Source organism: Lysinibacillus sphaericus (genome assembly GCF_000600105.1).
In the GTDB taxonomy this organism is placed as follows: Bacteria; Bacillota; Bacilli; order Bacillales_A; family Planococcaceae; genus Lysinibacillus; species Lysinibacillus sphaericus.
This window is the reverse complement of sequence record NZ_CP006837.1, coordinates 1,808,053-1,830,801: the sequence shown is the minus strand read 5'-3', so window position 1 is coordinate 1,830,801 and position 22,749 is coordinate 1,808,053. Positions and strand designations below refer to the sequence as shown.

The 22,749-nt window shown below is 36.4% G+C and carries 26 protein-coding genes; 8 read left to right on the top strand and 18 right to left on the bottom strand.

From position 1 onward, the window contains the following. Nucleotides 1–38: 38 nt before the first annotated feature. From T479_RS08420 to T479_RS08390, 7 genes are all read right to left on the bottom strand, one after another. Complete coding sequence (locus T479_RS08420; protein ID WP_025219222.1) at nt 39–893, bottom strand: MurR/RpiR family transcriptional regulator; 855 nt, start codon at nt 891–893, stop codon at nt 39–41. A 16-nt stretch (nt 894–909) separates the two neighbouring features. Continuing rightward, the gene (locus T479_RS08415; protein ID WP_025219221.1) at nt 910–1,794 is read right to left on the bottom strand and encodes an ROK family protein; all 885 of its coding nucleotides are present in this window, start codon (nt 1,792–1,794) and stop codon (nt 910–912) included. 47 nt (nt 1,795–1,841) lie between these two features. Continuing rightward, nucleotides 1,842–2,531: an N-acetylmannosamine-6-phosphate 2-epimerase gene (locus tag T479_RS08410; RefSeq protein ID WP_024363467.1), complete on the bottom strand. Its 690-nt coding sequence runs from the start codon at nt 2,529–2,531 to the stop codon at nt 1,842–1,844. A gap of 26 nt (nt 2,532–2,557) precedes the next feature. Then, the gene (locus T479_RS08405; RefSeq protein WP_024363466.1) at nt 2,558–3,397 is read right to left on the bottom strand and encodes a carbohydrate ABC transporter permease; all 840 of its coding nucleotides are present in this window, start codon (nt 3,395–3,397) and stop codon (nt 2,558–2,560) included. Nucleotides 3,398–3,409: 12 nt separating this feature from the next. Further along, nucleotides 3,410–4,285, bottom strand: coding sequence for a carbohydrate ABC transporter permease (locus T479_RS08400; RefSeq protein WP_024363465.1), 876 nt, complete (start codon nt 4,283–4,285; stop codon nt 3,410–3,412). Between the two features lie 78 nt (nt 4,286–4,363). Continuing rightward, nucleotides 4,364–5,761: an ABC transporter substrate-binding protein gene (locus tag T479_RS08395; protein WP_025219220.1), complete on the bottom strand. Its 1,398-nt coding sequence runs from the start codon at nt 5,759–5,761 to the stop codon at nt 4,364–4,366. Between the two features lie 146 nt (nt 5,762–5,907). Continuing rightward, nucleotides 5,908–6,819: a dihydrodipicolinate synthase family protein gene (locus tag T479_RS08390; protein WP_025219219.1), complete on the bottom strand. Its 912-nt coding sequence runs from the start codon at nt 6,817–6,819 to the stop codon at nt 5,908–5,910. A 393-nt stretch (nt 6,820–7,212) separates the two neighbouring features. Here T479_RS08390 and T479_RS08385 point away from each other — a divergent pair, with 393 nt between their 5' ends. Both T479_RS08385 and T479_RS08380 read left to right on the top strand, forming a co-directional pair. Continuing rightward, nucleotides 7,213–8,115 carry a PucR family transcriptional regulator gene (locus tag T479_RS08385; protein ID WP_025219218.1) on the top strand — a complete coding sequence of 301 codons (903 nt, stop codon included), beginning with the start codon at nt 7,213–7,215 and terminating at the stop codon, nt 8,113–8,115. A gap of 106 nt (nt 8,116–8,221) precedes the next feature. Continuing rightward, complete coding sequence (locus T479_RS08380) at nt 8,222–9,379, top strand: oligosaccharide ABC transporter ATP-binding protein MsmX (protein ID WP_025219217.1); 1,158 nt, start codon at nt 8,222–8,224, stop codon at nt 9,377–9,379. Nucleotides 9,380–9,618: 239 nt separating this feature from the next. Here the strand turns inward: T479_RS08380 and T479_RS08375 are convergent, their stop codons facing one another. Continuing rightward, nucleotides 9,619–10,152 carry a hypothetical protein gene (locus T479_RS08375; protein WP_025219216.1) on the bottom strand — a complete coding sequence of 178 codons (534 nt, stop codon included), beginning with the start codon at nt 10,150–10,152 and terminating at the stop codon, nt 9,619–9,621. A 279-nt stretch (nt 10,153–10,431) separates the two neighbouring features. On the opposite strand from T479_RS08375, the gene T479_RS08370 reads away from it, so the two are divergent. Both T479_RS08370 and T479_RS08365 read left to right on the top strand, forming a co-directional pair. Then, nucleotides 10,432–10,920, top strand: coding sequence for a flavin reductase family protein (locus T479_RS08370; protein ID WP_025219215.1), 489 nt, complete (start codon nt 10,432–10,434; stop codon nt 10,918–10,920). A 205-nt stretch (nt 10,921–11,125) separates the two neighbouring features. Then, a complete protein-coding gene (locus T479_RS08365; protein WP_052599467.1) occupies nt 11,126–11,446 on the top strand; it encodes a YhfM domain-containing protein in 321 nt (106 codons plus the stop codon). 116 nt (nt 11,447–11,562) lie between these two features. On the opposite strand, the gene T479_RS23140 is transcribed toward T479_RS08365, so the two are convergent. The 3 genes from T479_RS23140 to T479_RS08355 form a co-directional block, all read right to left on the bottom strand. Continuing rightward, a complete protein-coding gene (locus T479_RS23140; RefSeq protein WP_080653350.1) occupies nt 11,563–11,718 on the bottom strand; it encodes a YezD family protein in 156 nt (51 codons plus the stop codon). Between the two features lie 373 nt (nt 11,719–12,091). Next, nucleotides 12,092–12,766, bottom strand: a complete 675-nt coding sequence (locus tag T479_RS08360) for a phosphopantothenoylcysteine decarboxylase domain-containing protein (RefSeq protein WP_024363458.1) — start codon at nt 12,764–12,766, stop codon at nt 12,092–12,094. An 83-nt stretch (nt 12,767–12,849) separates the two neighbouring features. Continuing rightward, nucleotides 12,850–13,725 (bottom strand): LysR family transcriptional regulator, encoded by an 876-nt coding sequence (locus T479_RS08355; protein WP_025219213.1) that lies wholly within the window; start codon nt 13,723–13,725, stop codon nt 12,850–12,852. Between the two features lie 131 nt (nt 13,726–13,856). Here T479_RS08355 and T479_RS08350 point away from each other — a divergent pair, with 131 nt between their 5' ends. Beyond that, nucleotides 13,857–14,756: a DMT family transporter gene (locus T479_RS08350; protein WP_025219212.1), complete on the top strand. Its 900-nt coding sequence runs from the start codon at nt 13,857–13,859 to the stop codon at nt 14,754–14,756. A 109-nt stretch (nt 14,757–14,865) separates the two neighbouring features. On the opposite strand, the gene T479_RS08345 is transcribed toward T479_RS08350, so the two are convergent. Both T479_RS08345 and T479_RS08340 read right to left on the bottom strand, forming a co-directional pair. Then, nucleotides 14,866–15,375: a general stress protein gene (locus T479_RS08345; protein WP_024363455.1), complete on the bottom strand. Its 510-nt coding sequence runs from the start codon at nt 15,373–15,375 to the stop codon at nt 14,866–14,868. A 199-nt stretch (nt 15,376–15,574) separates the two neighbouring features. Beyond that, nucleotides 15,575–16,024: a Dps family protein gene (locus tag T479_RS08340; protein WP_025219211.1), complete on the bottom strand. Its 450-nt coding sequence runs from the start codon at nt 16,022–16,024 to the stop codon at nt 15,575–15,577. A gap of 275 nt (nt 16,025–16,299) precedes the next feature. On the opposite strand from T479_RS08340, the gene T479_RS08335 reads away from it, so the two are divergent. Next, nucleotides 16,300–16,827, top strand: a complete 528-nt coding sequence (locus T479_RS08335; protein WP_025219210.1) for a GNAT family N-acetyltransferase — start codon at nt 16,300–16,302, stop codon at nt 16,825–16,827. A 181-nt stretch (nt 16,828–17,008) separates the two neighbouring features. Here the strand turns inward: T479_RS08335 and T479_RS08330 are convergent, their stop codons facing one another. The 4 genes from T479_RS08330 to T479_RS08315 all read right to left on the bottom strand — a co-directional run bounded on the left by T479_RS08330 (nt 17,009) and on the right by T479_RS08315 (nt 18,881). Further along, on the bottom strand, nt 17,009–17,353 hold the full coding sequence (locus tag T479_RS08330; protein WP_025219209.1) for an IS3 family transposase: 345 nt from the start codon (nt 17,351–17,353) through the stop codon (nt 17,009–17,011). A gap of 23 nt (nt 17,354–17,376) precedes the next feature. Continuing rightward, nucleotides 17,377–17,700, bottom strand: coding sequence for a helix-turn-helix domain-containing protein (locus tag T479_RS08325; protein WP_025219208.1), 324 nt, complete (start codon nt 17,698–17,700; stop codon nt 17,377–17,379). Nucleotides 17,701–17,824: 124 nt separating this feature from the next. Continuing rightward, on the bottom strand, nt 17,825–18,349 hold the full coding sequence (locus tag T479_RS08320) for a general stress protein (RefSeq protein WP_025219207.1): 525 nt from the start codon (nt 18,347–18,349) through the stop codon (nt 17,825–17,827). A 91-nt stretch (nt 18,350–18,440) separates the two neighbouring features. Continuing rightward, nucleotides 18,441–18,881: a Dps family protein gene (locus T479_RS08315; protein ID WP_024363449.1), complete on the bottom strand. Its 441-nt coding sequence runs from the start codon at nt 18,879–18,881 to the stop codon at nt 18,441–18,443. A 229-nt stretch (nt 18,882–19,110) separates the two neighbouring features. Between T479_RS08315 and pepF the strand changes: the two genes are divergently transcribed. Next, complete coding sequence (gene pepF, locus T479_RS08310) at nt 19,111–20,916, top strand: oligoendopeptidase F (RefSeq protein WP_025219206.1); 1,806 nt, start codon at nt 19,111–19,113, stop codon at nt 20,914–20,916. A 223-nt stretch (nt 20,917–21,139) separates the two neighbouring features. Further along, nucleotides 21,140–22,123, top strand: coding sequence for an SEC-C domain-containing protein (locus T479_RS08305; RefSeq protein WP_024363447.1), 984 nt, complete (start codon nt 21,140–21,142; stop codon nt 22,121–22,123). Between the two features lie 428 nt (nt 22,124–22,551). Here the strand turns inward: T479_RS08305 and T479_RS08300 are convergent, their stop codons facing one another. Further along, nucleotides 22,552–22,743 (bottom strand): zinc-finger domain-containing protein, encoded by a 192-nt coding sequence (locus tag T479_RS08300; RefSeq protein WP_024363446.1) that lies wholly within the window; start codon nt 22,741–22,743, stop codon nt 22,552–22,554. Nucleotides 22,744–22,749 lie beyond the last annotated feature (6 nt).

The following is a 22,749-nucleotide window of genomic DNA, read 5'->3' as shown; positions in this document are numbered from 1 at the left end:
CACCAATCAATTTACTTGTCCTAATATTTTGTCTGCCTTTATAACATCTTCTCTATAACCGCTTGTGCAGTCAGTTCTTTGTTATGAACGGAGTCCTTATTTGTTTTCTTAAAGTATTCTAAATAGAGTAAATCTAAAAGATAGAGCTGTGATATTTTTGCAGATAAACTGCCCCCTTGAAGTGGCCCTTCATTCGCGCCGCAAAGCAATGTAATATCAGAAAAACTTGTTAAAGGAGACTTGGCAAATCTCGTGATTGAAATAATTTTTGCCCCTCGTTCTTTTGCTACTTTTGCTACTTCAATTGTATCCTTCGTTGAACCCGAATAAGATATAAGCACAGCTACGTCTTGCTTTGTCATTAAAGCAGCAGACATAATTTGCAGATGTGAATCGAGCGAACACTCGGTTTTATTCGTAATTCTCATAAACTTGTTTTTGGCCTCCATTGCTGTCATTAAGGACGAGCCGACGCCAAAGAAGTGAATTCTTTGGGCATTAATCATGCACTCAACAGCTAGTGCAATATCCTGTTCCGATAGTAAATTAAAGGTTTCCGTTAGCGCTTGAACGTTTGAAGATAAAACCTTCGACGATAGTTCCGCAATCGTATCTTGCATCGTAATGGCACTAGATAGTTGCGGGGTTTCATTATCGAGAGAAATGCTATGAGCTAACATAATTTTAAACTCCTGATAGCCTTTTAAATCCATCGTTTTACAAAATCGAAATACACTTGATTCTCCTACATGACACGCATCAGCCAAATCGGTAATCGACATGTAAATAACATCTTTAATATTTTCGAGAATATAATCAGCTACCTTTTTTTCCGTGTTAGTAAAAGAATTGTATCTCGAATGAATAAGTGAAAATATATCTTGTTTTGCCATTTTAATACTCCTTCTATTAATCGCCTCGTAAATGAAGTGACACAGCACCTAAAACGCCGGCTTTATTTCCAAGTGAGGCTTGCATAATTTTAACATCTGCGAAACTTTCCATCGTTAACGCTTTCACTTGATGTGCTATAATCTCAACAAGATGATCTTGCTCCATAACACCACCACCTATTATAATCGCTTGAGGATTAAAAATGTGAATGAAGGAAGTTAACCCTAATGCTACTTCTACTATCCAATCTTGAAAAACCTTTTCTAAGCTCTTTTCTCCCTGATGCATTCTTTCGAAAATGACTCTACCATTTATAAAGTCAGCGTTTATTTGCTGTGCTTTTTTTATTAAAGCCGTTGTCGAAGCGTACGTTTCATAACATCCTTGCTTACCACAGTTACACTTATTACCGAAAGGATGCGTAATCACGTGCCCAAATTCTGCTGCTAAGCCATTATGCCCTTTATAAATTTTAGAGTCTATGATAATGGCACCACCAATACCTGTACCATAAGTTAAACAAATAAAATCATGATAGTTCTGTGCTGCACCAAAATGCTTTTCCCCTAGGGCAGCTGCATTGACATCATTTTCAACTTTAACAGGCACTTTAAAATGCCTCTCGAGAATTTCCTTTAATTTAGTTCCCGTATAGTTTGGAATATTATCATTAGCATAAATAATAGAACCATCTGCACTATTAACCTGACCTGCCGTACTAATGCCTATTGCTTGAAAGCCTTGAAACTCATGGATTATCTTAATTAGTTTATCAACTAAATACTTTCCGCCTTTGTTACTTTCCGTATCATATTCTTTAAATACTTCTAAGCGTCCATTATAATCTGCGATTCCTACTTTTATCGATGTTCCACCAATATCAGCGGCTAATATTTTCACTTGCATCATCCTTTAAAACACTATTCTTCCTCGTCTAGCAATCTTCACTATTGTATAGCCTGAACGAATCTTTTCGTAATTTCCATCGGTCTAGTGATTGCTGTACCGATCACTGCTGTATGAACACCTAAATCAAAAACGCGTTTCAATTCGTCTGGAGTCCAAATACCACCTTCCGCAATAACAGGAATCGGAAAACTTTGGACTAATCTTTTAATTAACTCTGTATCAGGCAATTTTTTATCATTTGTATATTCCGTATAACCACTTAATGTTGTACCTAAGCAATCAAACCCAAGTTCATAGGCCACTTTTGCTTCTTCATACGTGGAGCAATCAGCCATAAAAATTTGGTCTTTAAATGTTTCCCTAATTTTAGGGAAACATTCGCTGATAGTGGTGCCATCAGGTCGTATCCTTTTCGTGGCATCTAGCGCAATGATATCTACCCCCTCCTGATAAAGCAATTCAATCTCATGAGCAGTAGGTGTTATCACTACGTCGGACCCTTCACACGTCTTTTTTATAATACCAATAATCGGCAGTTCAACCATACGCTTAATTTCTCTAATATCTTCAATACTATTTGCCCGAATGCCCTTAGCTCCCCCAAGCATCGCGGCATAAGCCATTTTCCCCATAATAAAAGGGCTGTGAAGAGGTTCTTCTGGAAGTGCCTGACATGAAACAATCAGTTGTCTTTTAATACCGTCAAATACTTTTTGTTTTTTATTCATTTGCATACATCTCCATGGATAAACATTTACTTATCTGCTCCAATCGTTATTCCTTTTGTAAAGTACTTCTGGAAGAAAATAAATATCAGTAACATCGGAATCGCTGCTACAGTAGCACCAGCCATCTTATAAGCAAAGTTTGGATTTAAATCTTGCATTAAGGTTGCGATTCCTACCATTAATGTTTTGGAATGAACGTCTTGCCCAACAACAAGCTGCCATAAATAGTCGTTCCAAACTTGCACAAAGTTAAGAATAAATAAAGCACCTATACCCGGTTTAACTAATGGCAACATAATCTTAAAAAATATACGGAATTCGCTTGCGCCATCGATTTTGGCCGCTTCTCTTAATGAATCTGGGATAGTATCAAAAAATCCTTTTAGTAAAAATACCCCGAAGGCTGTTGCGACATTAGGCCAAATCATACCACTTAATGTATTGACCATATTCATATCTTGAATAATTCTAAATAGCGGAACAATCATAACCTCTTTAGGTATCATTAAACTTGAAATAAAAATAATGAAAATGATGTTTTTCCCTTTAAATTTCAATTGGGAAAAGGCATAGGCCGCAAGTGAACTAACAACAATTAAAGCAAATGTGGACATTAAAGCTACAAACAAACTATTATAAGTCCATATAAAAGCTGGCTGATTGTTAAATACATCTACATAGTTACTAAAGTTTAAGCTTTTTGGAAACCAATCTGGTGGCATTTTTACTACATCCGCACTGTTCTTAAAGGAACTTGTCACAAGCCAATAGAGCGGGAAAAGACTTAAACCGGCAAAAAATAGTACAATGCAATTTGTTATGATTTCTATTTTTTCTCTTTTCCTCTTGTTGTTATTTCTTCGCATACTCGTTCACCTCTAATTCTTCTTGAGCATTGTTCTTAGCTGTGGCGTAGATAACACTAATGTAATGAGGAACATAATTACACCTACTGCAGAAGCAATACCAAGCTGATTATACTTAAATGCATTATTGTATAAGTAATACATGAGTGTCGTAGAGGCGTTGTTTGGCCCTCCACCTGTTAATAACTGAATAACGACAAATATTTTAAGTACTGCGATAATATTCATAATAATAATGTAAATCGTCGTCGGTTTAACCATTGGAATAATGATTTTGAATATGATTTTCATGCGACTTGCACCATCGACTTCAGCCGCTTCAAAAAGTTCCTTTTGCACCCCAATCATAGAGGCAATATAAAGGATAATGGCCTGCCCCACATTTGTCGCAAATGTAACGAAAATAATGACTGGTAATACCCAATTCGTATCCCCTAAAAAGTTGACGGAGGCTAGTTCCATTTTTCTTGCTATAAAAGGAATAAGTCCATTTGCAGGGTTTAGCAAAAAGCTCCATATCATACTCATAACAACCGCCGAGACCATTACCGGAATATAATATGCACCTTGTATAAAAGACACATATTTCGCATTTTTATCAAATACAGTAGAGGCAACAAACAGGGCAAAAAACACCGTCAGCGCGACAATACATACTACAAAAATAACGGTGTTGATTGTAGACTGAACGAATACAGGATCACTAAATAATTTTTTATAGTTAGCAAAACCAACAAACACTTCATCTTGATAATTTATTTTAAATAAACTTAAACGGATTCCTTCTATAATAGGGTAAACTAAAAATATAAGAAAAAGTAAAATTTGAGGTGCGATAAACAAGTAACCTGTCATATTTTCTTTAAACGATTTTTTATTGATTTTCATCGCTATCATTTACCTTTCTACAATTTAAGCCCCAGCATCTAGGGGCTTAAATTGTTGTAAAGTTATATACACGCCATGCTATTTTTTATAAATTACAGAATCTGCTTTTGATTCTTCAATTACCTCATTGCCTTTTGTTTCATAATCTTTCACAGCCTGCTCCGCCGTTTTTCCACCCGTGTATAGTGCTTGTAGTTCTGGATATAAAACTTGTCTTAATTGGCTGTAGCCCGGTACGTTACCTGTGAAGTTAAACATGTAAGGGTCGTTAGCAGAATACGCCTCGAAATAAGGCTTTTCAGATTTGAACTCGTTGGCAACTGATGTTCTAACAGGTACACCATTTTTAGAAGCCTTGACAAGTTCAGCATCTGTGGAAATAAATTTCACAAAATCTTTACTAACTTTTATTCTCGTTTCATCTTTTGTGTCAAATACAGTTGCACCCGTTACATACGTGAACGATAATGGATCGCCACTTTCAGAAGGAATGTTTGCTAGTCTTATATCAAACTTAGGCGCTTTTCCACTTTCCATATCAGCCTTTGCGTTATTGAATAATATTGCGTTAGTAAAACTAATTGCAAGCTGTTGATTTTGGAACATCGCATTCACGTCATTTGAAGAAACAGATTCTACCCCTGGATTTGTTAAGCCATCATCGTAAATTTTCTTTAACCAATTGGCTGCTTTCACACCGTTAGCATCATCAATGATTAAATTGCCGTTGTTATCAAAAAATGGATTGCCAAACATTCTTAAATAAGCAAGATTCCAAGTATCACCTTGATTATTTAACGCATATAATCCCATAGGGTACGCATTGGAATATTGATCTTTCGGTATATCGGACTTTAACTTGTTTAATATGTTTTCATAGTCAGCTAGTGTCCAAGTTTTAATTTCATACTCTCCACCAATGTACTCGTCAAGTCCTGCAGCTTTAAACATGTCCGCATTGTAAGCTAAAGTACCTGGGTTATGCGAGAACGGGAAGAAGTACACATCTTCACCAAATGTCACACTGTCCCAATAACCTTGAGCAATATCTTTTTTTGATTCCTCATCCACAATATCATTTAATGGTACTAATGCTCCTCTATGCGCGTAGTCTCCCATGGCAAATACACTTTCAAAGAACACATCTGGAGGTGTTCCACCATTCAGATTGACATTTAATAGCTCATCTCGTTGCTCCCCTGCAATTACCTCTACATTCACCTTAACGTTATGCTCCTTATACTCAGCAGCGAAACGCTCCCCTGCATGTTTGAAGAAGCTATCATAATCTGCTCCATTTTCAGAAGCATCTAAAACCCCTTTCCATTGCGGAGTTAACCATACTTTTAGCTCGACCACATCAGATGAACTAGAGCTAGATTTTGAACTATCAGTAGAATTACTTGTACATCCTGCTAGCACTGAAAGTACAAACAAGATTGCTATTGCAGTTGCGAAATAACGCCTTTGAAACATAAACGACTCCCCCTTATGAATGTCATTAAAATAAAATTGCCTATATGAAAGACAAGCTTTTTATTAGCTTGTGTCCTCCCCTATGTGAAATTACGCTTGTAATTATCGACAACCTTTATTACTAACGGCTGTCCTTTTCAAGTGGACTACCCTTTATACTTTTGGATGGCGTTGTCGATTAACGCTTTAATACCAGCGATTTTATTTAAATCGTCACCTGATACTGACTCTAATGGAGCTCTGACACTGCCTATATAAACCCCGTTTAGTTTTAACATTTCTTTAATCGTGGAATATAGAGAACCATTTAACGAACATAAAGCAACGATAATATCATTAATATCATGTTGAATTTTTCTAGCATTTTCGAAATCCCCTGCTGACACAAATTTTTCTGCCATTAAAAATAGCTCAGGCATCACGCCATATGTTCCACCAATTCCTCCATCGGCACCGATTATTCTGCCTGAAACGTATTGCTCATCAGGTCCATTAAAGACGATAAAATCCTCACCAGCAGTGGCCTTAAATCTTTCAATATCCATAACAGGCATAGAAGAATTTTTTACCCCTATCACTTTTTGATTTTCTATTAGTCTCTTAAAGAGATTGATTGAAAGGTCAAAACCTGTCGTTTGTGGGATATTGTAAATAATAAATGGCATTTTCGTTGCATCCATAATTTCCGTCCAATACTTATAAACCGAACTTTCTGAAAATTTAAAGTAAATAGGTGGAATGGCCGAGACAGCATCATAGCCTAATTCTTCTGCATATTTTGCTAAAATTACACTATCCCTTGTTGATGGTGCCCCCACATGTGCGATTAATGTAAGCTTCCCTTTTAGTTGGTGTGCCACATATTTTAGGGTCGCTTTTCTTTCTTCTAAGCTGTGATAAATACATTCTCCTGAACTTCCACCAACGTAAAGCCCTTTAACACCTTTTTTGTATAAATAGTTACACAATTCTTTCGTTCTACTTTCAGATATTTCTCCTAGCTCATCATAACAAGCATAAAAAGCAGGAATGATTCCTTTATATTTTTCTAAATTCACCTTTGAACACCACCTAAAAAGTTTTTATATCATTGTCCGTTGACAAAACACCACGAAAATAGCATGGTTTAATGCCCTATTTTCGAAATGATAAAGCATGGCATTAACCTCTTGCGTTTTTTAAACGTCAAACATTACTGTTAACGCTTACAAGTAATATTATAACAAGTCAAAAAAGTTGTAAATAATTTTCTTTATTTTTTTAATTTACGGAGAAAAATTCCACCTTCGTAAACAATAATAAAAAACTACTCCTTATAGACATGACCGAAATCTATTTAAAAGGACCGATATAAAAGGCTTCAGACTAGCCCACTTGATGTCTAGAAGTATTTAAATTGTTTTACAGATGAAGATACGATTGTTTACAATCAGTCTAAAAAGGAGAAACCAATGCTTAAGAAATTAGAAAATTATTTTCAGACTGCCTTTACAACTACATATAATGCACAAGACAACAGTAAATATTGGTTTATAACAGAGGATAATTGTAAATTCGGCATTGTCAAAACAGCCCTTTCAGATGCCGAACGTAATCTTTTACTGACTTTATTTCATCCCATAGACAATACGATGAATGGACAAAATAACTCTAGCGTTCAACAAAAATGGTATGATTTTTTAAACAACGATGGAAAAGAGCTACCCTTTTTACAAGATGTAAAGACTTTGCGTTTTTGCTATTTCTATCTCAAACAACCAATTGATGATTTACATAATTTTAAAGAGGCCATTACAGGAGGATTTCAGCAACCGGTAATTTTAATGATGGACGATACACATGGCATTATCGTAGAGGAAAAGCCTCAAGTCGTTTTTGATAAAGAGGCATTTAGCCAACTAAGTGATACATTAACGAGTGATTTTTTTGTTAAAATCTATAGTTATATCGGTCAACTGCATCAAGCTGATTTATTCGTAAAAGAAAAGTTTAGCTATGAATACCAATGTTTCAAAGCAATCCATCGATTCGCTGATCGTGAAAAATCACTCACATTTCACGAAGCATTGCCTTTACTACTCATTCATGCTCCATCACTCGTTAACAAAAACATACTTTCCAATTTGTTTGTTGAAAGTATGCAAGGGGAGGAGATGCTTGATACAATTCAAGTCTTTTTACAATGTAATTTAAACGCGTCTTCGACTGCAAAAAAACTTTATATTCATCGCAATAGCCTACAGTATCGATTGGACAAGTTTATAGAAAATACAGGAATCGATATTCGTTCCTTTGCCAATGCTACATTTGTTTCACTTGCTATGTTGTTGCTAAAATCAGAAAATTATCAATAGTTGTTCAATATGCCCAATGACATTTTGTGTAATGTATACATATACATTTTGCATAATTTTCTCTTATACTCTAAAAAACCATTACATTTTAAGGGAGATGAACCAAATGGCAGAACTAAAATTACAACATATTTATAAAATCTATGATAAAAACGTCACGGCAGTAAAAGATTTTAATTTGGACATTGAAGATAAGGAATTCATTGTTTTCGTAGGTCCTTCAGGTTGTGGTAAATCTACCACATTACGTATGGTCGCGGGTCTCGAAGAAATTTCTCAGGGAGATTTAATCATTGATGGAAAACGCATGAATGATGTTGCACCAAAAGATCGTGATATCGCCATGGTATTCCAAAACTACGCCCTTTACCCACATATGAGCGTATATGAAAATATGGCATTTGGATTAAAACTGCGCAAATTACCGAAAGATGAAATTAACCGTCGTGTCAACGAAGCCGCACGCATTCTAGGTCTTGAGGAATATTTAAATCGTAAACCGAAAGCACTTTCGGGCGGTCAACGGCAACGTGTGGCATTGGGACGTGCCATTGTTCGGGATGCGAAAGTATTTTTAATGGATGAGCCTTTATCGAACTTAGATGCCAAGCTACGCGTTCAAATGCGTGCAGAAATTACTAAACTTCATCAACGCCTACAAACGACAACGATCTATGTTACCCATGACCAAACGGAAGCTATGACGATGGCAACGCGCCTCGTTGTAATGAAAGATGGCGTTATTCAACAAGTGGGGGCACCAAAAGAAGTTTATGAGCAACCTAAAAATGTTTTTGTTGGCGGTTTTATCGGCTCCCCTGCCATGAACTTCTTTACGGGTACGCTTACCGATGGCAAACTCAACATTGGCAGTACTTCTATTGCCATTCCACAAGAAAGAATGAAATACTTACTAGCGCAAGGCTACAACCATAAAGAAATTATAATGGGCATACGTCCAGAAGATTTCCACGATGAACAGGCGTTTATTGAATCATCGCCAGGGTCTAGAATCGAGGTAACGATTGAAGTGGCGGAATTAATGGGGGCTGAAATCATGCTCTATTCACAGGTCGAAGGGCAGCAATTTATTGCACGTGTGGATTCACATGCCAATGTTAAACCTGGTCAAGTTATCCCACTAGCACTCGATATGAACAAAGTCCACTTCTTCGATAAAGACACTGAAAACCGAATTATTCCAGGTGATAATAAACATAACGAAGACAATGAGGACAATGAAACACCACTTGTTGTAAACTAAAAAAGGCGACTAATAACCAAAAAAGTGTTAGATTGGGCGCAATCAATCTAACACTTTTTACATGGTCATTGCTGTTTGCTACGGCGTTGCATTCCACGGTCTATTCTTATTTGAAATGAAAAAAGACTGTAGAACCGATTTTTATCGGTTCTACTTTATAAATTATATTAATATCAATACTTTATTTTTAATCTTAACTACTTTTCTCTCTTGTCATAATCCAATGCTTTTAAATTGATTTATATACGGGTTTTTAATTTTTGAATTTTTTCAATTTGGTAGCTGTATCCAGTCAAATCAAGTTCTTTTACAAGAACATTAAAAAAGACTTCAGCACGATTCAAAAAGATTCCTAATAACATTTTTTGTTCAAATTCTAACACATGATCGTCGTTATCAAATAAAAATTGTATTTTTTTATTTTTTAATTGCTTTAATTGAATTCTAACTGGTTGATCGGGAAAATAACATTTCCCAATTCCTTCTTCTAAGTATTCTTCAATAACATTTAAAATATATGCCCATAGCTCCGGAAGATAATCCCAATATCGAACACCTAAAATCTCTTTATTATATTTTTTAATAGATAACCCCCCATCAAGTGTAAGAAGGCCGTCTTCTATATATTTACTCCGATTATTATTGATAAAAGAAACAAATTCATCCCAGTTATCATTTATGCTTATCGTGTACTTATCAGGATTATTTACCGCATCTTCCAAATCGTTTATAGTTCTTTTTACAATAAATTCGTTAATTGTTACGATTCCCATTATATAATTGCCTCACATTCATTCATTTAATATGTCCCTTTAATATCTCTATCTAGCACTATACCTGCTACTGAAACAAATGACTAAAATAGAATAACGTAGAAGCCCGGATACCCCATCAGCATTAAAAAATCCTTTCAATTGGTTTTTTAAATTAATTGAAATTAACGACCTTTACAGTTGCTAGATTATTTTGTAGGCTTATCCATAATAGAACGAAGAAAATGCTACAAGAACAAACAAACGGATTTCTCCATAACATAACAAGAGGTGATGTGTATGACGGACAAAGTAACTGCATTTAAACAGGCATTAGGGAATTATCCAACAGGTGTCACAGTTGTTACAGCTTGCAATAATCTAAATGAACCTATTGGCTTAACGGTCAATTCCTTTGCATCGGTTTCCATAGATCCGCTTCTCATTCTATGGTCATTGGACAAAAAATCACAACTACATCCATTTTTTAGTACTACAGAAAAATTTGCGGTCAATATTTTAGCGCATGAGCAAACACATTTATGTACGGTATTTTCAAGTAAAATCGCTGACAGATTTGCGCAAGTTCATTGGTCTACTTCTGCACATGGTTTACCTATTTTGCATGATACGTTAGCTACGCTACAATGCGAAACATATAATAAAATTGATGCAGGTGACCATACGATTTTTATTGGGCAAGTTTTACAAATTGATAATAGACAGAAGGAACCTTTGCTCTATCACCGTAGACATCTTGGACAAATTCCAACGAGCTTTTACGAATAATCTGGTTTAAGTAGGTATTTCAAATTTCCCCTTTGAGATACCTTTTTTAACGTTTTAAAATCGCTGCTCATCGCAATATTACGAGTGTAAAAGGAGTGTAACGATTATCATTCCCGATTATAGAAATATACTTGTCCCTTTATTATTCGTTTTCATTATTGCAGGTTGTACAAGCTTAGAAAAACAAAAAATTGAAGTTCAAAAAATGGCAGAAGACGGAGCTTATGAGGATTTCAAGGAAATTACCCATTCCAAAGAGGTAAAAGCGGTTAAACAAATACTACATCATGCTGACTGGAAGAAACGAAAAGTCGATATGGCAAGATTGCCAGACTATGAGTTTATATTTCAATTTGTTAATTCCAATACCAATGCAAAAGCTATCACTTATGCCGTTTGGATTGCTCCAAACAAAAACACACTAGAGGTCGTACAAGGTGAACAGCAATATGTTCATTTGAACGAAAAGGATTCTAGCACTTTGTTCGAAGCATTAACAGACAGTAAACTAGCAGATGTCAAATAAAGAAACATTTAGTGCGTTTTTTCGTTTATCGATTTTTAGTGTAAGACTACCTATGTGGCCTCAAAGGGCGCTTTTAAGGTAGTCTTTTGTTGAGTCTTCCGCATTCTATTAAAACTTTACTTTTTCTGTGGAAATCTTTGCTTTTCAAGTCGATTAATTTGTACAATCACACCATCTTGAATGGTAATTTGCACTTCACCAAATTCCAAATTTTGAATGGCCTTCGCAATCACTTCTAATTTCTTATCATCAATCTTAGACAGTTGAGACATACGATACACCCCTTCTTTTTTCACTTTTTGTATAAAAGACATTCAAACATCAAAATGACTAGTTCTCTTATCTCTAAAGATAGTACTGAATTTGCATTTTACTCTCCTAGCTTCAGTACTACGTTTCTTGGAAATAATTCTATAATTCAGAAAACCTATTGTCAATATAAATATTATAAAACCTAGCTGAATACTTTGTAATTAAGAAAAAAGTTTCATTTTTCCCTTACAATTCCATATTTTTAATACCTTATTTCATCGATAGTGGTAGTGGCAAGTGGTAAATCACCTTTACTTTATTCATATTTTGGAACGGAATGATGTATGACAACAAAAAAACTGTGCAGAATATCATCTTCTACACAGTTTGTTGTTATACATTTTGTAAGTAATTCATCAATACTTTTGCCGTTTCTTGTTTGCCAATTACTTTGATGGGATCACCTTGTGCAGGTACAATCCAATGAGGCTCTTGACCACCGTACAGCGATTGCGAGCTATTAGCAACCATGCATTGTGCGTTCGCCGTTTCCATACGAAGACGTGCACGCGATAGTAAGAACTGTTCATCCTCTGTTGCCTCTAGCTTAAAGCCTACTAACGTGACATTCGGTTGCCAGCCCTTTATTTGTCCTAACACTTTCGGTGCTTTTTTAAAGTGAATAATAGGAGGCTCGTCTGACGGCATTTTACCCGCACCTTCCATGAGATTGCCCGATTGATCGTAAACTTTATCAATTACCCAATCAGAGCCGGCCGCTGCCATGATCACGATATCTACTTGTCCTTCCTGTACCGCATGGCGAACCTTGTCACCTAAATCTTCAATCCCCTCAAAGCGTACAGTACGCATTTTATCTTGGTTAACTGGAAGTTGTGCAAAATAGCCATGCATATAGATAACATCTGCCCCAGCTTCTAATGCTGCTTCAGCCAAATAGCAGCCCATCGTCCCCTTCGATAAATTCGTATGCCCGCGCACACGATCCCATTTTTCAAGTGTTCCCCCACTTGTAATGAGTACGGTTTTTCCTTGTAATGTCCCCACTCACACTCACCTTTTCTTTTCAAACTATCATGAAATACTAAGCTTTCTTCATGTTCTATTTTAACGTAAAAAGTTAAAATAACCTATTTCTTATTTTGTTCTTTCAGCCATGCACTTAAAATTTCCGCAAATTTTTTTGTCACTGGTGAGGCTTGGTATTTCATTGCCAGCCCAATTGTTCGATAACCACCTTGTTTTAACGGGATGGCCTTTAATGAAGACGGCAATCGATTAATAACTAAGCGAGGTAAAATACTAATTCCTAAATGATGCGAAATCATTGAAATAATTCCTACTTCCTCTGACAGCTCAAAGCGGATGTTTGGTTTCACATGATACTGCTCTAAAAGAACTTTTACATCATTGGTGCCCCGATATGACGTCATTATAAAAGGCATATCCTCTAATTCAGCAATATCAATTTCTGCTCGGTTATAGAGAGAACTTTGATTGGAAACGATACATAAAAGAGGGTCTTGTACTAACTGGATAAATTGGAATTGTTCCGATTTTTGACCATTTAAAAACCCAGCATCCACTACACCGCTTTGTAACCACTGTTCGATTTCATAATAATCGCCTTCGCGCAATTCTACTTGTATGCCTGGAAACTGATTGTCCATAATACGAATAATTTCGGGCATCCAATTGGATGAAATACTAGAAATAACACCTATTCGCAATTTACCACGGGTCACACCAAGAATATGGGCCGCTTCTTGCTGTAATAATTCATTTGCATCGAGAACTTGACGCATCGCACGTAGCATCGTTTGTCCTTCGCTCGTTAATGTTACACCAGTTCGACTTCGATGGATTAGTGCAAATCCACATTCTTTCTCTAAGCTTGAAACAGCATGACTAACTGCCGATTGGGTTAATCCAAGCGCATCAGCTGCTTTTGTAAAACTCGATACTTCAGCAACTTTATTCAAAATCTCGTATTTGACTAAACTCATTCACTTTCCCTCTTATACATGAATTTTTTTAATATTAATCATTATAAACATTCGTTTTACTAATCACAATACAAGATATATAGTAAATTTTAGTATAAAACTGTTTTAGTACACAGATTGAAGGTGGCATAATGAGTAATCAAGGAAAAGCAAATTTACTAATGGTAATTGTAACAATGTTTTGGGGATTGTCTTATACGTTTATGGTTATGGGGCTTGAAACATTGGCTGTTTATAATGTGGTAGCGTTGCGTTGTATTATCGCATTTTTTGCAGCAGGCATAGTCTTTTATAAACGCATGATCAAAGTCGATTTCAAAACATTAAAATACGCAGCTATTCAAGGTTTGCTTTTATTCATTGTGTTTGCACTTAGCTTATTCGGACTGGAGACTACTTCCGTTTCCAACGCAGGATTTATTTTAAGTCTGACAGTTGTGCTAGTGCCTATATTCAGTAGCTTTATCGACAAAAAATTGCCTTCAAAAGCTGTTAGTTTTGCGATTGTTAGCACAATGATTGGTATTACTGTATTAACTGTACAACATTCATTTACTTTCCAAACAGGCGATATTTTAGTCGCTTTTGCTGCGTTAAGCTATTCAATTTATCTGCTGTTAAACGGTCGATTTACTCGTAGCGTAGAGTCGATTTCATACGGCATCTATCAACTCGGCTTCGCTGGATTGTATGCACTTGTTTTAACGCTACTTTTTGAAACACCGACACTTCCAAATTCTACCACTTCATGGATTGCCATTTTAGGGCTTGGTATTATTTGTAGCGCATTTTGCTTTGTTGGCCAAACTGTTGCACAACAGTATACATCTGCTACACATACAGGGCTTATCTTTTCATTGGAGCCTATTTTTGCCGCGATGTTTGCCATGATGTTTATCGGTGAGGGGCTTACGGTTAAATTACTGATTGGTGGTAGCTTTATTTTAATCGGCAATCTTGTTGCCCAACTGGAACATCTTCACCTTTTACGCTTTATAAGAAAACATGAACAGGAAAAAGTGATGCATTAATCAATACGAAAAGAGTGAGATTGACCATAATCAATCCCACTCTTTTCTATTATCTGCTGCTCTACCCACTCGGTGAGCGCTTTCCGCGACAATAATCATTTATCGTTAACTACAAATATCTTCTTATTTGTTCCGCATCATTCATACGCTCTTCAGCCTTTAAGCGTTCCTCACGTTGAGCTGGTGTCTCATCCACAATCGATTCAGGTGGCGTGACACGTGTATCCAGCGCATCCAGTTGTGCACGTTGTGATTCGACGCCAAGTGTAGCCGATGTTGGATCGATGTTGTCATCATGTTCCGCATATAATACAATGGCCCCTTCTTCCACAAGTTGTGCGTAATATGCTGTCTGACCCTCTGTCAAATCAAAACGTTTTAATCCTTCTGTAACCGCTGTTTCTCCTGTAAACCATGATTTAATTTGGTCAAACCAATTACCAGCTTCGTGGGTTTTCACATCAGCGTTCCATTTGACATCTTCCAAATCGCTAGCTTCTCTTGCAATAATATGGATTTCATCCGTGTGGTAACCTTCCATGCGCATACATTTTAAAATGTGAAACATCTCTTCTCTCGTATGTGCAACTTCAATTTTTGGGTTTTGTTCATTCATCATGTTCAATTCCTCCTAATTTGTAAGGCTTACTATGTATGTACCCCGACACTTTAAGAAAAAACCCTTTTTGTGCATCCTTTATACAACTGTAATAATTGTCATCTCAATTATTATTCTGTTGCCTGTTTGTCATATTGCCTGTCCTCCCAAAATTAAAAAAACACTTGGAGCTTTAACTAAACTCCAAGTGCTCTGTATTTTAAGCGCCTTTTTTATCAAGAAAGGCTTTTAACATCCAAGTATGTTTTTCAAGGGATTGATACATCGCATTCAGCAAATCTTCTGTACGGTCATCGCCTTCTTCTGCAGCAAGCTGCATCGTATTATGGATAGCTTGCATTTGCTTTTCAAAGTCAGAAATAGTAGTTGCGACCATTTCCTCTGCTGTCTCTTTTCCCGTTGCTTCTTCTACATAGGATAACTCAAGGTATTCTTTTAAAGTAGCGACAGGCTCGCCACCTTTGGATAGAATACGTTCAGCCGTATCATCAAAATTTAATGTAACCTCATTGTATAATTCTTCAAATTTTGCATGGAGTGTAAAAAAGGCATTCCCGGTTACATACCAATGATAGTTATGTAGTTTTGTATACAGTACCGACCATGTTGCTACGAGTTTATTCAATTCCTTGTTTAAATCTTGTGGCATAATTACCCCTCCAAATTATTGTTATTTATATAATTTCAGTATGCAATATACTGTCGAACCCTGTCAAGTAGACACCCTAAATAAAATAAAAAATAACAAAAAGGGTAAAAATCTTAATACACTATGTACGATTGGCATCCAAATAAAAAGAACTCTACATCGAGTACTTTGAACAAGCATACTTGATAGCGTAAAGTTTGTTAAAGCATTATGTCCTTAAATTACGTATAATGGAATAAAAATGTTGGATACATCTTGCCAAAAAAGGAGACTCTATGAATATTACATTAAGCCAATTGACATACGTTGATATGGAAAGTTTATATACATTCGAGCTTACTAATCGGGCTTATTTCGAAAAAATGGTACCAAGTCGTGGTGATGATTATTATGAATTTAATAATTTTCAAAAGCAAAACCTTATGCTAATACATGAACAAGAGCAAGAACGATCTTATTTCTATTTAATCAAAAATGAACTTGCACAAATCGTTGGGCGCATCAATTTAACCAACATAGATAAAAAACAACAGTTAGGTCATATCGGTTATCGAGTTGGCGATGAACATAGCAGCAAGGGCATTGCTAATAAAGCGTTAAAGTTATTATTAACAATCGCGAGCAATAAAGGCATTCGACAAATTGCTGCGAAAACAACAACAAACAATATAGCTTCACAAAAAGTATTAGAAAAAAATGGATTTATATACACTGGCACAAGTTCTGAAGAGTTTGCAATGAATGGACAAAAATTAAAGTTTGTTTATTATAATTGGAGCGATTCGGAGGCAAGCCGTTCGTAACAATACGGGTTTATTTAATCATAGTATCACTTAAAATAGAAACTACTTCAACGAAGGGTTATAGCCAAAATATAGTAGATAGACAAAAACCGAATGCAAATTGTAGGTACTACAAGCATCCTTCATTTTAGCATTCGGTTTATTGATTTAGTTTATATATTTTTAGCAGTATTCCGCAATTCTACTCCTCATTTAACAGATTTTCAGCAGGATTTTTTAGAGTTGGGGTAGGCTGTGGTGCATCCATTTGCATACTTTGTGATCGCGAAGCAGCAAGTTTCATCAATCGATAAATCCGTTTATGATTAAATTGTTTATTGTATTTATGGTTTAGATGGAGCTTCATTTTGCGATAGCCAACGTTTGCTTGTCCCTTTTCATGTAGCGCGCTTATTTCTTTTAAAATTTCGTTATTTTCAAGCTGCCTTTTTGTTGGTACGCGCTGTGTCCATTTATAGTAAGCAGAGCGTGCAATTCCTGCGCATTCGCATAGTACCGAGATAGAGTAGTTGTCGTTGTGATGCAATGCTTGAATGGCTGTATATTTATTTACATAACTCTCCTCCCTTCGATTTCCTCTAGCTTTTTTAGCAAAGCATTTTCTGTACGTAGACGTTCATTTTCGCGTTCAAGACTTTTTATTTCTTCTTTAAATTGTTCTTCTATTGTACGCTCCTGTTCTTCTTTAGTTCGCCCGCGTTTATCTTGTAGCGATGCTTCGTCACCCGCTTCATATTTTTTAACCCATTGGTAAACTTGTTGGTACGATACTTGAAACCTATCTGCAGTAAGTTGGTAGTTTTTATCATGCTTTAAACAAAAGAAAACGATTTGAACTCGTTCCTCTAATGTCGTTTTTCTTCCCTTTGGCATCAGTTCGGCTATCCTTTCAGCAATTCCTTTTTATACTATTATAATAGTTAGAACAATAAACGAGAACAGAATAGTAAAGCAATATATTGTAAAAACCCCCTTCTTTAACAGAAGAGGGTTTTACTTACGTATTATCTTTATTCAATTGTTCCGCTTCTTCCAAACTTTCTTCTGCTCTTAACCGATGCTCTCGTTGCTCAGGCGTCTCGACATGATCAATCGTATCAATAAATGGTTCAGGCGCAGTAACGCGAGGTTCAAGTGGATTATGCCAATAGCGATTTTCCTCTTGATCAATCGCTATTGTTACTGGGGCATCTGTGTTTGCCTTCTCGCCAAACACAACAATAGCACCATGCTCTACAAGTTGTGCATAATAGGCCGTTTGCCCCTCACTTAAATGAAAACGTTTGACGCCTTCTTTTACAGCAGATTCACCTGTAAACCATGATTTAAACTGATCGAGCCAATTGCCTGCCTCATGCGTGTGTATATCTGTTTCCCATTTAATGTCCGCAAATGGCGTAGCGTCCTTCGCAATAATATGAATATCATTCGTGTGAAAACCTCGGTTATGCATTTGTTTTAATATTTCTAGCATTTCCTCTTTCGAGTGTGCCACTTCAATAAATGGATTTTGTTCATTCATGCAATATATGTCCTCCTATTTTTAATGGCCACTCCATACTTATTCGTATCAGAGGAACTGCCTTTACTGTTTTTTTGTCTTCCTTTTAAAGTTATTCGTTCAGGAATGCTTTTAACATCCATGCATGTTTTTCAAGTGACTGATACATAGCGTTTAATAAGTCTTCCGTTCGATCGTCGCCCTCTTCTGCCGCAAGCTCCATCGTTGCGTTTAAAGCTTTCATCAACTTTTGGAAATCAGAAATTGTTGTAGCAACCATTTCTTCCGTTGTTTCTTTACCTGTTGCTTCTTCTATATAAGAAAGCTCCAGATGCTCTTTTAAAGTAGCTACTGGTTTGCCATCTTTGGATAGAATACGCTCTGCGATTTCATCTAAATTTAATGTTGTTTCATTATATAATTCTTCAAATTTTTCATGCAGTGTAAAAAAGGCACTGCCTGTTACATACCAATGGTAGTTATGCAATTTTGTATACAGTACAGAGTATGTTGCTACTAGCTTATTTAGTTGCTTGTTTAAATTTTGTGACATAATATCTCCTCCAATAATTCATACTAGCCTTTAGTATGCGTTGCTTTGTACTCTGGCTATACTTCATTTTTCCCTACTGACACAATTTCAAACATGTTCTGCTTCTTTTTTAAAAAAAATCATGATTTCGCTAGGCTACTAAAATCTTATTCTTCCCCCTGTAATTATTTCACTTTTCGAAATAGTTTCGTTATAATGGAATCACTTACGTTAAAAGGGGTGTTCTGACATGGAAGTATTACCATTAAGGAAAGATGTTGCAGTGGAAGAAACGTGGAATTTACAGGATTTACTTGAAAATGACGCTGATTTTGAACCTGCATTAGCTCAGTTTGTAGAAGATGCAGTAAAATTTGAAAGCACCTATAAGGGGAGCATTACGGATGCGCAAAAGGTAATTGAGGTACTGACAGCCTTTGAAGCATTACAAGTAGGCATTATCCCTCTGGGAACCTATGCGAGCTTAAATATACAGGCTGATCGTACGGATGACGTTGCACAAATGCGCGCAGCAAAATTTAGCACCGCGATTGGAAAAATTAGCAGTTCCATCGCATTTGTGAATAGCGAATTGCTTGCATTAGACGAAACCATTTTAGAGCAAGCTGCAGCGTCAAGTCCCCTATATAATCGTTATATCACACAACTGTTAAAGCAAAAGCCTCATCAACTACATCCTGAAGTAGAAAAAACGCTTGCTGCTTTGCGTTCTACATTCGACGCACCTTATGAAATTTATAATACGACAAAGCTCGTGGATATGCATTTCGGGGAGTTTGAGGCAAATGGCAAAAATTATCCGCTTAGCTATGTGTTATTCGAAAATGATTGGGAACTTGAAAGCGATCCAACGATACGTCGAGCAGCATTCAATGCCTTTTCTAACAAGCTTCGTGAGTATCAACATACTACGGCAAAAGTATATAACACGCATATCCAGCAAGAGAAAACAATCACCGATTTACGAGGCTTCGACTCTGTCATTGACTTTTTATTATTTGACCAAGATGTCGATCGTTCGCTTTATAATCGTCAAATTGACCTTATTACAAAAGAGCTTGCCCCACATATGCGTCGTTATGCCAAGCTTGTACAAAAAGCGCATGGCTTAGATAAAATGACGTTTGCTGATTTAAAAATATCACTCGACCCAAGCTATGATCCAAAATTAACAATGGCAGAAGCAAAAGATTATGTTGAAAAATCATTAGCTGTAATGGGCAAAGATTATGAGGAAATGATTGAAAGGGCGTTCAACGAGCGCTGGATTGATTACGCACCAAATAAAGGAAAATCTACAGGCGCATTTTGCTCAAGTCCCTACGGTAGCCATCCGTACATTTTAATGTCATGGAATGAGCGTATGAACGAGGTATTCACACTAATCCATGAGCTTGGTCACGCCGGTCATTTTGTTAATGCACATGCACATCAATCGTATTTGAATAATCGCCCTTCCCTTTACTTTATTGAGGCACCATCTACAATGAATGAAATGCTATTAGCAAACTATTTATTGACACATAATGATGATAAACGCTTTAAACGTTGGGTTATATCAAACATCGTATCGAAAACATATTATCATAACTTCGTCACACATTTACTAGAGGCAGCATACCAACGTAAAGTATATGAACTAGTGGACGCTGGCGAATCAGTGAATGCTACAGTATTGAATCAATTAAAACGTACTGTTTTAGAAGATTTCTGGGGCGATACTGTCCATATCCTAGAAGGCGCAGAATTAACATGGATGCGTCAGCCTCATTACTATATGGGCTTGTATCCATACACATATAGTGCTGGTTTAACGATTTCTACACAAGTATCGCAACGTATTTTAAAAGAAGGTAGTACGGCTGTAGATGAATGGTTAAAAGTACTGCAAGCAGGTGGCACTAAATCGCCTGTAGAGCTTGCCCAAATGGCAGGTGTTGATGTCACGACAGATCAACCGCTGCGAGATACAATTGCTTACATCGGTCATTTAATTGACGAGCTTGAAAGACTAACAGCAGAGATTGAAGTCTAATAGTATTACCATCTACGCTCAATTCAAGTGCGTAGATGGTTTTCTTTTTTAGTTCTAAGCTAGAAAATACATACATATAATAGAATTAGGGCGTCCCTCTAATTTTTTGATATTTCAAAATAGATAATCATTTTTCTTCATACAAAAGTACCGTTATTATTAAGTGTACGCAATTTATTTAGCAAAAATCGACTAACAATTTTCAAAGGAAGTGTTTCTAATTATGGTAAAACGTAATGATCCATGCCCATGCGGTAGCGGCAAAAAATACAAAAAATGTTGTGAAGGTAAACAGCAAGTTACAGTTGAAGCTGTAGCAATCGAAGAACTAGAGCGTGTACTACAAACATTCTATTTAGAATATCCAGAACGCAAAGATGTTCGTGCTTATATCGAGCATGTTGGCACATGGCAGCCTAAATTAGAGAGCGTACTACAACGTGAGCTTATTGAAGCGATTGCGTTAGACGACTTCTTCTTCCATCAAGAGCCATCTATTTGGAAAGGGTATTTAAAGAAAACGAAGAAAAAGACGGTAAGACCTTCAACTTTAAAAGTACTTGAAGGCTGGTCACAACCTACACTCTTTATTGGTACGGTAACTGTTGTAGAGGAAAAATATTTTAAAGCTAGTCATGTTCTTTCAAATGAAGAAATTTATATCCGTCGCGAAAATGATAAGCCAATTCCTGAGGGAATGCATGTCTTTGCGTTTATCTTGCCAGATGGCACGAAGCAGGAAGCGCATTATCTAGCGGTATCAACGCTTATATTCTTCCCACATGACCATGAACAAGTATTTGTGAAGTTAAAAGAAAACTTCGAGGCTTCAAATAAGAAAGTTCAAACATTCTTAAAAGAAGATCATCTAACATTCTGGGAGCTACTTGTGTCTAACGGCTACAAGGGCGAAGAATTCACAAACTTCGAGAACGGTGTTATTACGCAAGTCAAGGAATTCCTTGAACAAAATGAGCGTGAAACAGCTCCGATGCTTGAACTATTAGAGGATTACTTAATCGAAGGACAACCCTCTGCACGTAAAGAAGCGGCCATCGCAGCAGGTGCTATTCGCTACGGTCAGGAAAAAGAGCTATTTGAATCACTTTCTATGACAGTCAAAGAAATTGCAGCGACTTTCGATATTTCCCCTTCCTCTTTAACAAAATACTACCAAGATTTAAGTCAATACGCTTCAACAAAATAAAAAACAAAAACAAGTGTTAGATTGAGTTACAATCAATCTAACACTTGTTTTGCTAAAGCGGTATTTGCCTTCTATCCGCGATTTCTTCTGTTTTACCCGCGTTTGATGGACCTCTATCCGCGATTTACACTGTTTTACCCGCGTTTGATGGACTTCTATCCGCGATTTACACTGTTTTACCCGCGTTTAGTGGACTTCTATCCGCGATTTACACTGTTTTACCCGCGTTTCAAAAAATAAATAGAAAAAAGCTACGTTCGTTATCTGCATAATAACAGATAACAAGGTAGCTTTTTCTATGGTAACCAACCAATTTTATTATTTCCGAACATATAGTTATTTATGCAAGAAAAGCACTACATATGCTTAATTTCATGCATAAAAATTTCTTATTGGATATTTTTATGTGGGTTCTCACAATCAGCGCCTTATTTGCTATACACTTTCATTAGCTCTTCCCCTAAAAACTGCAGTCGCTCTCCTACTGTACACGCCTCAATACAAAAACGATGGGCCCCTTGTTTCCCACGCTCTTTCCGCAGTTGCTTAATGACTAAGCAATCAGCACAGTACATATCATGTAGTTCATCAATATCTTTCATAACCGTCACTTTATCCATTAAGAA